Source organism: Curtobacterium sp. Csp2, assembly GCF_013347165.1.
In genome coordinates this window covers 3,896,568-3,910,117 of record NZ_CP054593.1, presented here as the reverse complement: position 1 = coordinate 3,910,117, position 13,550 = coordinate 3,896,568, and the positions used below count along the sequence as shown (strand labels likewise).

12 protein-coding genes and 2 tRNA genes are annotated in these 13,550 nt (G+C 68.3%); 12 read left to right on the top strand and 2 right to left on the bottom strand.

Features of this window, described 5'->3' with window-relative positions:
* Positions 1 to 372 precede the first annotated feature (372 nt).
* The 9 genes from dnaN (at position 373) to HUN59_RS18970 (ending at position 9,781) form a co-directional block, all read left to right on the top strand.
* Positions 373 to 1,518, top strand: coding sequence for a DNA polymerase III subunit beta (gene dnaN / locus HUN59_RS19010; RefSeq protein ID WP_174779275.1), 1,146 nt, complete (start codon positions 373 to 375; stop codon positions 1,516 to 1,518).
* Between the two features lie 69 nt (positions 1,519 to 1,587).
* The gene (gene gnd, locus HUN59_RS19005) at positions 1,588 to 2,475 is read left to right on the top strand and encodes a phosphogluconate dehydrogenase (NAD(+)-dependent, decarboxylating) (protein ID WP_114851295.1); all 888 of its coding nucleotides are present in this window, start codon (positions 1,588 to 1,590) and stop codon (positions 2,473 to 2,475) included.
* A 33-nt stretch (positions 2,476 to 2,508) separates the two neighbouring features.
* Positions 2,509 to 3,735 carry a DNA replication/repair protein RecF gene (gene recF / locus HUN59_RS19000; RefSeq protein ID WP_174779274.1) on the top strand — a complete coding sequence of 409 codons (1,227 nt, stop codon included), beginning with the start codon at positions 2,509 to 2,511 and terminating at the stop codon, positions 3,733 to 3,735.
* Complete coding sequence (locus HUN59_RS18995) at positions 3,735 to 4,235, top strand: DUF721 domain-containing protein (protein WP_058741037.1); 501 nt, start codon at positions 3,735 to 3,737, stop codon at positions 4,233 to 4,235. Before recF ends, HUN59_RS18995 begins: the two co-directional genes overlap by 1 nt.
* A 133-nt stretch (positions 4,236 to 4,368) precedes the next feature.
* Positions 4,369 to 6,378 (top strand): DNA topoisomerase (ATP-hydrolyzing) subunit B, encoded by a 2,010-nt coding sequence (gene gyrB / locus HUN59_RS18990; RefSeq protein ID WP_114851293.1) that lies wholly within the window; start codon positions 4,369 to 4,371, stop codon positions 6,376 to 6,378.
* Between the two features lie 116 nt (positions 6,379 to 6,494).
* Complete coding sequence (gene gyrA, locus HUN59_RS18985) at positions 6,495 to 9,125, top strand: DNA gyrase subunit A (protein WP_254629947.1); 2,631 nt, start codon at positions 6,495 to 6,497, stop codon at positions 9,123 to 9,125.
* On the top strand, positions 9,118 to 9,525 hold the full coding sequence (locus tag HUN59_RS18980) for a DUF3566 domain-containing protein (protein WP_058741039.1): 408 nt from the start codon (positions 9,118 to 9,120) through the stop codon (positions 9,523 to 9,525). Before gyrA ends, HUN59_RS18980 begins: the two co-directional genes overlap by 8 nt.
* 75 nt (positions 9,526 to 9,600) lie before the next feature.
* Positions 9,601 to 9,677: transfer RNA gene (locus HUN59_RS18975), tRNA-Ile, on the top strand.
* Positions 9,678 to 9,708: 31 nt separating this feature from the next.
* A tRNA-Ala gene (locus HUN59_RS18970) sits at positions 9,709 to 9,781 on the top strand.
* Positions 9,782 to 10,082: 301 nt separating this feature from the next.
* On the opposite strand, the gene HUN59_RS18965 is transcribed toward HUN59_RS18970, so the two are convergent.
* Positions 10,083 to 10,658, bottom strand: a complete 576-nt coding sequence (locus tag HUN59_RS18965) for a hypothetical protein (RefSeq protein ID WP_174779273.1) — start codon at positions 10,656 to 10,658, stop codon at positions 10,083 to 10,085.
* A gap of 116 nt (positions 10,659 to 10,774) precedes the next feature.
* Between HUN59_RS18965 and HUN59_RS18960 the strand changes: the two genes are divergently transcribed.
* Complete coding sequence (locus HUN59_RS18960) at positions 10,775 to 11,314, top strand: peptidylprolyl isomerase (protein WP_058741041.1); 540 nt, start codon at positions 10,775 to 10,777, stop codon at positions 11,312 to 11,314.
* Positions 11,315 to 11,319: 5 nt separating this feature from the next.
* Positions 11,320 to 12,189 (top strand): rhomboid family intramembrane serine protease, encoded by an 870-nt coding sequence (locus tag HUN59_RS18955; RefSeq protein ID WP_174779272.1) that lies wholly within the window; start codon positions 11,320 to 11,322, stop codon positions 12,187 to 12,189.
* Positions 12,190 to 12,560: 371 nt separating this feature from the next.
* Here the strand turns inward: HUN59_RS18955 and HUN59_RS18950 are convergent, their stop codons facing one another.
* Positions 12,561 to 12,815, bottom strand: a complete 255-nt coding sequence (locus tag HUN59_RS18950) for a cell division protein CrgA (protein WP_058741043.1) — start codon at positions 12,813 to 12,815, stop codon at positions 12,561 to 12,563.
* An 82-nt stretch (positions 12,816 to 12,897) separates the two neighbouring features.
* Here HUN59_RS18950 and HUN59_RS18945 point away from each other — a divergent pair, with 82 nt between their 5' ends.
* The gene (locus HUN59_RS18945) at positions 12,898 to 13,542 is read left to right on the top strand and encodes an anthranilate synthase component II (RefSeq protein ID WP_174779271.1); all 645 of its coding nucleotides are present in this window, start codon (positions 12,898 to 12,900) and stop codon (positions 13,540 to 13,542) included.
* The last annotated feature ends 8 nt before the right edge of the window (positions 13,543 to 13,550 follow it).

Here is a 13,550-nt window from a genome sequence, read left to right as displayed (position 1 = left end):
GACGGTTCCATGGGCCGAGATTCACACAGTGTGGAAAGCCTGTGGATAACTGTGGAGGACACGCGGTCGCATTGTTCACAGATCTGACCCCACCTGTGGAGACTGGGGATGGAAGTGGATAGATGAGTTTTGCTCATCCAGACGCCGTCAACACGCGACTCACAACTCACACGTGTGTAGTTCCCTGTGGAGAAGCGGGATGCACAGAGTTATCCACACTGTGCACAGGCGTTAACACCATTGATCCTGGTTAACGATCTGGTTGGAGGGGCCAACCTTGTGGACGGCGGGATGACAAGAAATCCGGCGCTCCTCCCGCTGTGCCACAATGGGGCGGCCGGACAGTCCAACCGATCGACAGGGGTCCCAGCTGTGAAGTTCGAGGTCAACCGGGACGTCTTCTCCGAAGCCGTCTCCTTCGCGGTGAAGCTCCTCCCACAGCGCACGACCCTCCCGATCCTGTCCGGTGTCCTCATCCACGCCGAGGGCGACCGCCTCACGCTGTCGTCGTTCGACTACGAGGTCTCGGCGCAGACGTCCATCACGGCGCAGATCGACGACCCGGGCACGGTCCTGGTCTCCGGTCGCCTGCTCAACGACATCGCGAGCCGACTGCCGAACGCCCCGGTGACCTTCATGACCGAGGACACCAAGATCTCGGTCACCTGCGGTTCGGCGCACTTCACGCTGCTGTCCATGCCGGTCGAGGAGTACCCGACGCTCCCGGAGATCGGCGAGCAGACCGGCGTGATCCCCGGCGACGCGTTCTCCGAGGCCGTCTCCCAGGTCGCCGTCGCCGCGAGCCGCGACGACGTCACCCCGGTCATCACCGGCGTGCAGCTCGAGGTCGGGGACAACGACCTCTCGCTCACGGCGACCGACCGGTACCGCGTCGCGATCCGCACGATCGCGTGGGACTCCGGCCGCGTCGGCTCCGAGCCGCTGCACGCCCTCGTCCCGGCCCGAACCCTGCAGGAGGTGGGCCGCACCTTCGGATCGGCGTCCACCGTCTCGGTCTCGATCTCGGGCAGCTCGGACCGCGAGCTCATCGCGTTCCACGCCGACGACAAGACCGTCACCTCCCTGCTCATCAAGGGCAACTACCCGCCGGTCCGCCGGCTCTTCCCCGACACGGTCCAGGACCACGCGGTGATCAACACCGCGGAACTGGTCGAGGCCGTCCGACGGGTCTCCCTCGTCCTGGAGCGCGAAGCGGCGCTCCGGTTCTCCTTCTCGGTCGACGGGCTCACGCTCGAGGCGATCGGTTCCGAACAAGCGCAGGCGTCAGAGTCGATCAGTGCGTTGCTGACCGGTGAGGAAACGGTGGTCTCGCTGAAGCCCGCCTTCCTCCTGGACGGGTTGAACGCGGTGCACTCCGAGTTCGTCCGCATCTCCTTCACCAAGACGGAGAACCCCAACAAGCCGGGTCCGGTGCTCATCACCGGGCAGACCTCGCAAGAGGCCCCGGCCACGGACGGATACCGGTACCTGCTGCAGCCCAATCTCCTGCTGCGGTGAGCGCAACAGCCGTACCACTGCGCTGACGTGCTCGACGCACCAGCGCGACGACGAACAGAAGAGGAAATCATGCACATCGGTCTTGTCGGCCTCGGTCGCATGGGCAACAACATGCGTGCCCGTCTCCGCAACGCAGGCATCGAGGTCACCGGGTACGACGCGAACCCGGCCGTCTCCGACGTCGCCGACCTCGGCGCCCTGGCCGCCGCACTGCCCGAGGGCAAGAAGCTCGTGTGGGTCATGGTCCCGCACGGCAAGATCACCGACGACGTGATCACCGACCTCGCCGAGGTCCTCAGCCCCGGTGACCTGGTCATCGACGGCGGCAACTCGAAGTGGCTCGACGACGAGGTGCACGCGAAGCAGCTCGACGCCAAGGGGATCCGCTACATGGACGCCGGCGTCTCCGGTGGTGTCTGGGGCAAGGACAACGGCTACGGCCTCATGGTGGGCGGCGCGGCCGAGGACGTCGAGTTCGCCATGCCGGTCTTCGACGCGCTCCGCCCCGAGGGCCCGCGCGAAGAGGGCTTCTCGCACGCCGGCGGTGTGGGCGCCGGGCACTACGCCAAGATGGTCCACAACGGCATCGAGTACGCGATCATGCAGGCCTACGGCGAGGGCTACGAGCTCCTCGAGGCCAAGGACATCGTCCACGACGTCCCCGCGGTCTTCGCCGGGTGGCAGCGCGGTACGGTCGTCCGTTCCTGGCTGCTCGACCTGCTCGTGCTCGCCATCAACGAGGACCCGAAGCTCGACGAGCTCGAGGGCTACGTCGACGACTCCGGCGAGGGCCGTTGGACCCTCGAAGAGGCGATCGAGCTCGCGGTGCCGATGCCCGCGCTCTCGGCGGCCATGTTCGCCCGTTTCGTCTCGCGTCAGGGCAGCCAGTCCCCGACGATGAAGGCTGTCGCGGCGCTCCGCAACCAGTTCGGCGGCCACGCCGTCAAGAAGGCGTAGTTCAGGTAACCACCTGAGCTCGTCTCGGCCCGCGTGCACGTCGACCACCTGCAACTCACCGACTTCCGGAACTACCGGGAGGCGGAGGTCGACCTCGCACGCGGGCCGAACCTGTTCGTCGGACGGAACGGACAGGGCAAGACGAACCTGGTCGAGGCGATCGGGTACCTCTCCACCCTCGGCTCGCACCGGGTCCCGACGGACGCCGCGCTCGTGCGGCAGGGCTGCGACGCCGCGATCGTCCGGGCGCGCCTCGCCCACGAGGACCGCAGCATCCTCGCCGAGGTGCAGATCAACCGCACCGGCTCGAACCGGGCGCAGGTGAACCGAGCCGCGATCAAGCCCCGCGAGCTCCCGCGCTACTGCACGAGCGTGCTGTTCGCCCCCGAGGACCTCGCCCTGGTCCGCGGCGAACCCTCGGGCCGGCGACGCATGCTCGACGAGCTCCTCGGCCAGATCGCCCCGCGGATGCAGGGCGTGCTCGCCGACTACGACCGCACGCTCCGGCAGCGCAACACCCTGCTGAAGTCCGCGCGGGCCACGGGGTCGCGCACCGGGTCGCTCGCGACGCTCGACGTCTGGGACGAACGCCTCGTCGCGTTCGGCGCCGAGATCATCGCCGCGCGCGACCACCTGACGCGGCGACTCGCCCCCTTCGTCACCGAGGCCTACGCGACCGTTGCCGGTGAACGCCACGAGGCGACCATCGCCGGTGTCCTGAGCGTGCGCGGCGGCGACCCCGAGGACGCGGCGGCGACCGACCCCGTGCTCGGCACCCCGGACGAGCCGGTCTCGGTCACCGCGGCGGCCGATGCCTTCCGGGCCGCCCTCGAGCGGCGTCGACGGGACGAACTCGACCGCGGACTCACCCTCGTCGGCCCGCACCGCGACGATGTCCTGTTCCAGCTGAACGGGTTACCCGCGCGTGGGTACGCATCACACGGTGAATCGTGGTCCTTCGCACTGGCCGTCCAACTCGCCAGTGCCGCCGTGCTCCGGGCGGAGTCCTCGCTGGGGGACCCGATCATCATCCTCGACGACGTGTTCGCCGAACTCGACGAGTCCCGCCGGGAGCGCCTGGCCGGGGCGGTCGCCGACTACGAGCAGGTGCTCATCACCGCGGCCGTGTTCGGTGACGTGCCGGAGCAGCTCGCGGCACACACCGTCCGGATCGAGGCGGGCACCATCGTGACCGACGAGGCGGACGCGAGCCGTGCCTCCAGTCCGACCGCCCCGAGCACGACGGTCGACGGCGTCTGATGCCGAAGCCCGTGAAGCCCACCGAGCCCGCCCGGGTCTACCGCCACCTGCGCGCGGTCTACGGCGACCCGTCGCTCCGCACCGTCGATGCCCGCCGCCGGCGGGCCCGCGAACTCGACGCCGACACCGTCCCGTACGGCAAGGGGCGCGAGCCCCGCGGCCTGGGAGACGTCGTCGGCTCGCTGGCCGCCGAGCTCGGCTGGACCGAACCCCTCGCCCGCTCCGAGCTCTTCGTGGACTGGCCCGCCGTGGTCGGCGACGAGCTCGCCAAGCACTCCCGGCCGATGACCATCGACGACGGCGCACTCGTCATCCGCTGCGACTCGACGGCGTGGGCGACGCAGCTCCGGCTGATGCGGTCGACCATCACGACGACCATCGCCGAGCGGCACCCGGAGGCGGGCGTGCAGTCCATCCGGGTTTCCGGGCCGGACGTCCCCACGTGGAAACGCGGTCCCAGGACCGTCCAGGGGCGCGGCCCCCGCGACACCTACGGCTAGTCAGACGAAATCGTCCTCAGGGACGAAAAAAGCCCGTCTGGAGGCCGGATACGCCCTCGGGAAGGGGGTCCCTGCGGTAGACTGGGGAGTGCAGTGTGCGGGTGTTCCGCGCGCAGGCAGGAGCACCTTCGACATGGCAGCAGAATCTGACGACGACCGGACGATCCCGCAGGGCGAGACCGAACAGGCTCCGCAGTCGGAACCATCGTACGGCGCAGATCAGATCCAGGTGCTCGAGGGGCTCGAAGCCGTCCGCAAGCGCCCCGGCATGTACATCGGTTCGACGGGCCCGCGCGGTCTGCACCACCTCGTGCAGGAGATCGTCGACAACTCCGTCGACGAGGCCCTCGCGGGCTACTGCGACACCATCGACGTCACCATCCGCGAGGACGGTGGCGTCCGCGTCGTCGACAACGGCCGCGGCATCCCGGTCGACGTGCACGCGGCCGAGGGCGTCTCGACGCTGCAGGTCGTGCTGACCGTCCTGCACGCCGGCGGCAAGTTCGGCGGCGGGGGGTACGCGGTCTCGGGCGGTCTGCACGGCGTCGGCTCGTCGGTCGTGAACGCGCTGAGCTCCGAGCTCGACGTCGAGGTCCGTCGCCAGGGCCACGTGTGGCGGCAGAGCTACACCGACGGCGTCCCCGTGGCCCCGGTGTCGCAGGACGAAGCCACGGACGAGACCGGCACCACGATCACCTTCTGGCCGAACGCCGACATCTTCGAGACCGTCGAGTTCGACTACGAGACGCTCCGCACGCGCTTCCAGCAGATGGCCTTCCTCAACAAGGGCCTGCGGATCAGCCTGCGCGACGAGCGCACCCCGGACGAAGGCGAGGAGTCGCGGAAGGACTCCTTCCGGTACGAGCGCGGCCTGCCGGACTACGTCGAGTACCTGAACTCGCAGAAGAAGGCCGACCTGGTCCACCCGGACGTCATCGCCATCGAGGCCGAGGACACCGACCGCAAGATCGCGCTCGAGCTCGCGATGCAGTGGAACACCTCGTACCAGGAGAGCGTCCACACCTTCGCGAACACGATCAACACGCACGAGGGCGGGACCCACGAAGAGGGCTTCCGCGCCGCGCTGACCTCGCTGGTGAACCGCTACGCGCGCGAGGCGAAGATCATCAAGGAGAAGGACGACAACCTCACGGGTGACGACATCCGTGAAGGCCTGACGGCCGTCATCTCCGTGAAGCTCGGCGAGCCGCAGTTCGAGGGCCAGACGAAGACGAAGCTCGGCAACACCGAGGCGAAGTCCTTCGTCCAGCGGGTCGTCGGCACCGAGCTCGCCGATTGGTTCGACCGCAACCCCACGCAGGCGCGCGACGTCATCCGCAAGGCGATCCAGGCCTCGCAGGCGCGCATCGCCGCCCGCAAGGCGCGTGAGACCACCCGCCGCAAGGGGCTGCTCGAGTCGGGCGGCATGCCCGGCAAGCTCAAGGACTGCCAGTCGAAGGACCCGACGGTCTCCGAGATCTTCATGGTCGAGGGCGACTCGGCCGGTGGCTCGGCGGTCCAGGGACGCAACCCCATGACCCAGGCGATCCTCCCGCTGCGCGGCAAGATCCTGAACGTCGAGAAGGCCCGGCTCGACCGCGCGCTCGCGAACCAGGAGATCCAGTCGATGATCACGGCGTTCGGCGCCGGCATCGGCGAGGACTTCGACCCGGACAAGGCCCGGTACCACAAGATCGTGCTGATGGCCGATGCCGACGTCGACGGCCAGCACATCACGACGCTGCTGCTCACCCTGCTGTTCCGCTACATGCGGCCGCTCATCGAGCGCGGCTACGTGTACCTCGCGCAGCCGCCGCTCTACCGCCTGAAGTGGTCGAACTCGGCGCACGAGTACGTGTTCAGCGACCGGGAGCGCGACGCGCTGATGACCGCCGGCCTCGCCGCCGGCAAGCGCATCCCCAAGGACAACGGGATCCAGCGCTACAAGGGTCTGGGCGAGATGGACTACAAGGAGCTGTGGGACACCACGATGAACCCGGACACCCGGACGCTCCTGCAGGTCACGCTCGAGGACGCGGCAGCGGTGGACAGCGTCTTCGCGACGCTCATGGGCGAGGACGTCGAGTCGCGTCGCCAGTTCATCCAGCAGAACGCCAAGGACGTTCGCTTCCTCGACATCTAGACCGGCCTGGAGGCGCGGTGCCAGCCGCGTCGACCAGTCCCGACCACCTGTGGTCGCGCCCGGCGCGACCGACGGAACCCCTGCCTCCAGGCAGTGCAGAAAGGTGACCAGGCCACATGGCTGACGACAACGAGACGAACGACGAGCAGCCCGAGATCGTGCACGGCGACTCCGGCGACATCGTCGTCTCCGGCGACCGCATCTCGCAGGTCGACCTGCAGCTCGAGATGCAGCGGTCGTACCTCGACTACGCGATGTCCGTCATCGTCGGACGCGCCCTGCCCGAGGTCCGCGACGGCCTGAAGCCGGTGCACCGCCGCGTGATCTACGCGATGTTCGACGGCGGCTACCGCCCCGACCGCGCGTTCTCGAAGTGCTCGCGCGTCGTCGGCGACGTGATGGGGCAGTTCCACCCGCACGGTGACAGCGCCATCTACGACGCCCTCGTGCGCTTGGTGCAGCCGTGGTCGCTCCGGTACCCGCTCGCGCTCGGCCAGGGCAACTTCGGCTCGCCGGGCAACGACGGCGCCGCCGCCCCGCGGTACACCGAGACCAAGATGGCGCCGCTCGCCATGGAGATGGTCCGGGACATCGACGAGGACACCGTCGACTTCCAGGACAACTACGACGGCCGCACCCAGGAGCCGTCGATCCTGCCGGCGCGCTTCCCGAACCTGCTCGTCAACGGGTCGGTCGGCATCGCGGTCGGTATGGCGACGAACATCCCGCCGCACAACCTGCGCGAGGTGGCCGCCGGCGCCCAGTGGGCACTCGAGCACCCGGACGCCACCCGCGAGGAACTCCTCGGGGCGCTCATGCAGCGGATCAAGGGTCCGGACTTCCCGACCGGCGCCCAGATCCTCGGCACCAAGGGCATCCAGGACGCCTACCGGACCGGTCGTGGCTCGATCACGATGCGCGCGGTCGTCAACGTCGAGGAGATCCAGGGCCGCACGTGCCTGGTCGTCACCGAGCTGCCGTACCAGGTGAACCCGGACAACCTCGCGATCAAGATCGCCGAGGGCGTGAAGGACGGCAAGCTCGCCGGCATCGCGGACATCCGCGACGAGACCTCCGGCCGCACCGGCCAGCGCCTGGTGATCGTGCTGAAGCGCGACGCCGTGGCGAAGGTCGTGCTGAACAACCTCTACAAGCACACGCAGCTGCAGGAGAACTTCGGCGCGAACATGCTCGCGATCGTCGACGGGGTGCCCCGCACCCTGGCGCTCGACGGGTTCATCTCGGCGTGGGTCGACCACCAGATCGACGTCATCGTGCGTCGGACGCAGTACCGCCTGCGCGAGGCCGAGAAGCGTGCGCACATCCTGCGGGGCTACCTCGCCGCGCTCGACGCCCTCGACGAGGTCATCGCACTCATCCGCCGCTCGCCCGACGTCGAGGAAGCCCGCACCGGGCTGATGGACCTGCTCAGCGTCGACGAGATCCAGGCGCGCGCGATCCTCGAGCTGCAGCTCCGTCGCCTGGCCGCCCTCGAGCGCCAGAAGATCCACGACGAGGCCGACGAGCTCGAGCGGAGGATCGCCGACTTCCAGGACATCCTGGCGTCGGAGACCCGGCAGCGCACGATCATCGGCGAGGAACTGGCCGAGATCGTCGACCGCTTCGGCGACGACCGCCGCAGCGAGATCCTGCTCGGCTACGACGGCGACATGTCCATCGAGGACCTCATCCCCGAGGAGGAGATGGTCGTCACCATCACCCGCGGCGGGTACGTCAAGCGCACGCGGAGCGACAACTACCGCTCGCAGCACCGCGGCGGCCGCGGCGTCAAGGGCGCCCAGCTCCGCGCGGACGACATCGTCGAGCACTTCTTCGTCACGACGACGCACCACTGGTTGCTGTTCCTGACCGACCAGGGTCGCGTCTACCGGGCGAAGGCGTACGAACTGCAAGAGGGCGGCCGCGACGCCAAGGGCCAGCACGTCGCCAACCTGCTCGCGATGCAGCCCGACGAGCAGATCCAGCAGGTGCTCGACATCCGCGACTACGAGGCCGCGCAGTACCTCATGCTCGCCACGTCGCAGGGCCTCGTGAAGAAGACCGCGCTGACCGAGTACGACACGAACCGCACCGGCGGCATCATCGCGATCAACCTGCGTGAGGGCGACAAGCTCGTCCAGGCGCTGCTCGTCGACGAGACCGACGACCTGCTCCTCGTGTCGAAGCACGGCATGTCGCTGCGCTTCACCGCGACGAACGACACCCTCCGCCCGATGGGGCGGTCGACCTCCGGTGTGAAGGGGATGTCCTTCCGCGACGACGACGCGCTGCTCGCGGCTCGGGTCGTCTCGGACGACGGCTACGTCTGGGTGATGACCGAGGGCGGCTACGCCAAGCGCACCGGTGTCGACCAGTACCGGGTCCAGGGCCGCGGCGGTCTCGGCATCAAGGTCGCCAAGTTGGCGGCCGACCGGGGCGACCTCGTGGGCGCTCTCATCGTCGGTGAGGACGACGAGGTGCTCGTCGTGCTGCAATCGGGCAAGGTGGTAAGGTCTGCCGTGTCCGAGGTGCCCGCCAAGGGTCGCGACACGATGGGTGTGGTCTTCGCGAGGTTCGCGGAGAACGACCGGATCATCGCGGTGGCCCGGAACAGTGAGCGGAACCTGGACGACCAGGACGACGCCGAGATCGAGCCCGCGGGCCCGGTGGAGACGGTCAGCCCTGACGAAGCGGCCCCCGAACCGACCGAGACCGTGGCCGGAGAGGACCAGTCAACCAATGAGTAGTGTCGCCGAGAAGCTCCAGAAGAAGGCGAAGCGGCCCGTCGGCACCCGTCAGGTGCGGCTGCGGCTCGTGTACCTCGATTTCTGGTCGATGGTGAAGCTGTCCTTCCTCATCGCCCTGGCCGGGTCCATCGTGATCGTCGTGGCCACGGCGCTGGTGTGGGTCATCCTGAACCAGACGGGCGTGTTCACCCAGGTGGACTCCCTGCTGAAGGACGTCACCGGGCAGAACAACTACTCGATCATGGACCAGTTCTCGCTGGGCCAGGTGCTCGGGTTCTCCGTCGTGGTGGGCATCCTCAACGTGGTCGTCGGCACCGTGCTCGGCGCGATCGTGAGCGTCCTCTACAACCTCAGTGTGCGGATCACCGGCGGCCTGCTCGTCGGCTTCACGAACAACTGACACACCCGGCCGGATGGCATCCGCCGCTCGATTTCGCACTTCGGGATCGGTACGGTAGGCTTTCATCCGGTCTGAGGGGCTATAGCTCAGGCGGTTAGAGCGCTTCGCTGATAACGAAGAGGTCCAAGGTTCAAGTCCTTGTAGCCCCACCATTCATTCCCCGTCCAGTACGCTGGACGCTCCGGGGCCTTAGCTCAGTTGGTAGAGCGCCTGCTTTGCAAGCAGGATGTCAGGAGTTCGATTCTCCTAGGCTCCACTCCCCCAAGGCGGACGCTGCTCCGCTCGTTCCTCGCTCCGCCGCATTCGGTCGTCGTGTTCGTCCGGCGCCTTCGGCGCGCCGCTCCGCGATGGTTGCGTCCGCGACTGACGGCGAGTGGGCACGACACGCCGTCCGCGTCTTGTCGCGTGGTCGATCGGGGTCGTGTGCGGCCGGCGAGCGCGCCCGTTCTGGTTCGCTCGACGGGGTCGCTCGGGTTCATCGGTGCGCCGCGGTGTGGGCGGCGGGGACGACGAAGGGCCCCGGCGTGCGCCGGGGCCCTTCGTACGAACCGAGGAGGTCAGGCGGCGGGCTTCGCCGCCGTGTCCGCGTCGTCGGCGACCCAGAGGTCGTCGTCCGCGCGGAGCGTCTGGTACGCAGCGTAGGCCGCACCGGCGACCGCGACGACACCGACCACGATGAGGGCGACCCCACCGAAGCCGAGGCCCTTCTTCTGGTGACCGGGCGTGTACTTCGCGGCGGCCTTCTTGGCCTTCTTGCCCTTCTTCTGGGCGTCCTTCACGATCTTCTTGACGCGCGGGTCCTTCGCGAGGTCCTTCACGCTGAGGACCGAGCCGGCCGTCGCGACCAGGCCGGGGACGACCTCGGTCTGGAAGCGGTGCGAGGCGTTCTGCGCGGCAGAGGTCGCAGCGTGCACGCTCGTGGCGACCGCGGGACGGATCCCGTTGTCGATCGCGTTCTGCACGCGGGGCGCGATGTCCTTGCGCGCTGCGTCGGCAGCGTGCGAGCGGGCCTCGGCGAGGATCGCGTTCGCGTGCTCGAGGACCTTGCGCTGCTCGCCGAGGAGCGAGGCGGTCTTGCCCTTGAGCTTCTTGATCTGCTTCCGACGCTTGCGCGGGATCTCGATCGTCGTCATCTGGTACCTCCATCGGATCGGCGTGTCCCCATCCTGCCACCGCGACGCCTGACAGGTCACGGAGCCTCTGCTGTGTGATCCGTGTCACCGTCAGCCGTACATGCGAGAATCGGAACATGTCTCTGCACACCGCTGTCGCAACGATCCACACGAACAAGGGCGACATCCGCGTCAACCTGTTCGGCAACCACGCCCCGAAGACCGTCAAGAACTTCGTCGACCTCGCGACGGGCAAGCAGGAGTGGACGCACCCCGGCACCGGCAAGGTCTCCACCGACAAGCTCTACGACGGTGTCGTCTTCCACCGCATCATCAAGGACTTCATGATCCAGGGCGGCGACCCGCTCGGTCAGGGCATCGGTGGCCCCGGCTACCGGTTCGACGACGAGATCCACCCCGAGCTGACCTTCCAGGAGCCGTACATCCTCGCGATGGCGAACGCCGGCATCCAGGGCGGCCGCGGCACGAACGGCTCGCAGTTCTTCATCACGACCGTTGCCACCCCGTGGCTGCAGGGCAAGCACACCATCTTCGGTGAGGTCGCGGACGACGAGTCCCGCGCCGTCGTCGACGCGATCGAGGGCGTCGCCACCGACGGTCGCGACAAGCCCGTCGAGGACGTCGTCATCCAGAGCATCGACGTCGAGGACGTCTGAGCTCGGTGACGGACCAGGCCGCGAACCGGGCCAACTACTGCTACCGGCACCCGGACCGGCAGAGCTTCATCCTGTGCCAGCGGTGCGGGCGGACGATCTGCACCGAGTGCCAGACGCCGGCAGCGGTCGGCGTGCACTGCCCGGAGTGCGTGCGTGAGCAGCGCGCGGCCTACACGGCGAACCGACGTGCGTCGGGGGCGGCGAGCGGCCTGACGGTCGCCCGCCGCCGCTTCGCCATGCTCGACCAGAAGGCCACCGTCGTCATCATCGCGGTGTCGGTGGTCATCTGGCTGCTCGACCAGATCACCGGCCGGTTCTTCACGACGTGGTTCGCGTACTACACGCCCCTCGTCGGCACGCAGCCGTGGCGGATCGTCACGGGGCTGTTCGTCCACTCGTCGATCCTGCACATCGCCTTCAACATGTTCGCGGTGTACATCTTCGGCCGGATCCTCGAGAACCTGCTCGGGACGTGGCGCTTCCTCGCGCTGTACTTCCTCGCGGGCCTCGGCGGCGACGTCGCAGTGTCGTTCCTGACCCCCGGTACGCCGGTGGTCGGGGCGTCCGGCGCGATCTTCGGCCTGTTCGCGGCGTTCTTCATCATCCAGCGCAGCCTCGGCTACAACGCCGTCCAGCTGCTCGTCGTGATGGGGCTGAACCTGCTCGTCGGCTTCCTGCCCGGGACGAACATCTCGTGGCAGGCACACGTCGGTGGGATCGTGATCGGCTTCCTGACCGGGCTCGTGTTCGCGCGGACGCGGAACGTCAAGCAGCGCGGGCTGCAGATCGGCCTGCTCGTCGCCGAGGCGATCGTCCTGCTCGGCGCCATCGCGGCGGCCTACGTCGCCATCGGCGGGTACGGCCTGCTCCGCTGAGCCGCACCCGTCCGAATCGCCTGACGCCCCGTCGCACCCCCTGGTGCGGCGGGGCGTTCGCCGTTCCCACCGTCGCGGAGCGGCTTTTCCACACGCACGGCGCGAGTTCTCCACAACTGTGGACAAATCGGAGAGTTACACAGGTGTGATTATCCCCACTGTGGAATCAGGTGTGGATAACTCGGGGATCGTCGTGTGGATGACCGTGTGGAAAGTGTGGAGAACTGTGGAGAAGGGGCTGCTCCGTGTGGAGAGCGAGTCTTCCGGCCCGCACCGCCTGTGGACAGGACGTGGCAAGCCGAGGCCTGGACGAACGACGACGCCCGCCGGACCGTGCAGGGTCCGACGGGCGTCGTGCGTGCGTGGGGTGACTAGCGCCAGCGGGTGGTCATCAGGAAGCCGACGAACATGATGCCGAAGCCGATGAGGATGTTCCACGAACCAAGGGACGGCACCGGCAGGGTCGTGTTCGAGATGTAGAAGACGATGACCCAGGCGAGCCCGACGAGCATGAAGCCGAACATGACGGGCTTGAACCACACGGGGTTGGGCTGGTCCCCCGCCGTGTCGACCGAGTCGGCTCGGGTCCTCCGGGCGGGCTTGGTGCGGTCCTTGTCCTTGGCCATGGCCGGTATCCTACCGTGACCGCGTGTGTGGGAAGACCCTCAGGAGCCCGCGCACATCCTCCACGAGTACGGTGATCCGACCATGACCAAGATCCTCGTCGTCGACAACTACGACAGTTTCGTCTACACCCTGAACGGCTACGTGCAGCAGCTCGGTGCGGAGACCGACGTCGTCCGCAACGACGCGTTCCCGGAGTCCGAGATCGCCGAGCGCATCGCGGACTACGACGGCGTGCTGCTCTCCCCGGGTCCCGGCACCCCCGCGGACGCAGGCATCTCGATCCCGACCGTCCGGGCGGCGATCGCGGCCGACAAGCCGTTGCTCGGTGTGTGCCTCGGGCACCAAGCCATCGCGGAGGCCCTCGGCGCCACGGTGACCCACGCCGAAGAACTCATGCACGGCAAGACCTCGCAGGTCGACCACGACGACAGCGTGCTCTTCGCCGGCGTCCCGCACCCGTTCACGGCCACCCGGTACCACTCGCTCGCGATCGTCGACGGCACCGTGCCCGACGAACTCACCGTCACGGCGCGGACCGGTGGCGGCGTCATCATGGGCGTGCAGCACCGCGAGTCCCCGGTGTACGGGGTGCAGTTCCACCCCGAGTCCGTGCTCACCGAGGGCGGCTACCGGATGGTGGGCAACTGGCTGGAGACCACGGGCCTGCACGGTGCTGCTGAGCGGGCTGCCGACCTGACGCCCCTCATCGCGTCGCCGCGGGCCTGATCCGCCGG

Coding starts and splice junctions, on each gene's coding strand:
- gnd (WP_114851295.1), top strand. CDS start 1,588: ATGCACATCGGTCTTGTCGGCCTCGGTCGCATGGGCAACAACATGCGT.
- HUN59_RS18995 (WP_058741037.1), top strand. CDS start 3,735: ATGCCGAAGCCCGTGAAGCCCACCGAGCCCGCCCGGGTCTACCGCCAC.
- gyrB (WP_114851293.1), top strand. CDS start 4,369: ATGGCAGCAGAATCTGACGACGACCGGACGATCCCGCAGGGCGAGACC.
- gyrA (WP_254629947.1), top strand. CDS start 6,495: ATGGCTGACGACAACGAGACGAACGACGAGCAGCCCGAGATCGTGCAC.
- HUN59_RS18980 (WP_058741039.1), top strand. CDS start 9,118: ATGAGTAGTGTCGCCGAGAAGCTCCAGAAGAAGGCGAAGCGGCCCGTC.
- HUN59_RS18965 (WP_174779273.1), bottom strand. CDS start 10,658: ATGACGACGATCGAGATCCCGCGCAAGCGTCGGAAGCAGATCAAGAAG.
- HUN59_RS18960 (WP_058741041.1), top strand. CDS start 10,775: ATGTCTCTGCACACCGCTGTCGCAACGATCCACACGAACAAGGGCGAC.
- HUN59_RS18950 (WP_058741043.1), bottom strand. CDS start 12,815: ATGGCCAAGGACAAGGACCGCACCAAGCCCGCCCGGAGGACCCGAGCC.
- HUN59_RS18945 (WP_174779271.1), top strand. CDS start 12,898: ATGACCAAGATCCTCGTCGTCGACAACTACGACAGTTTCGTCTACACC.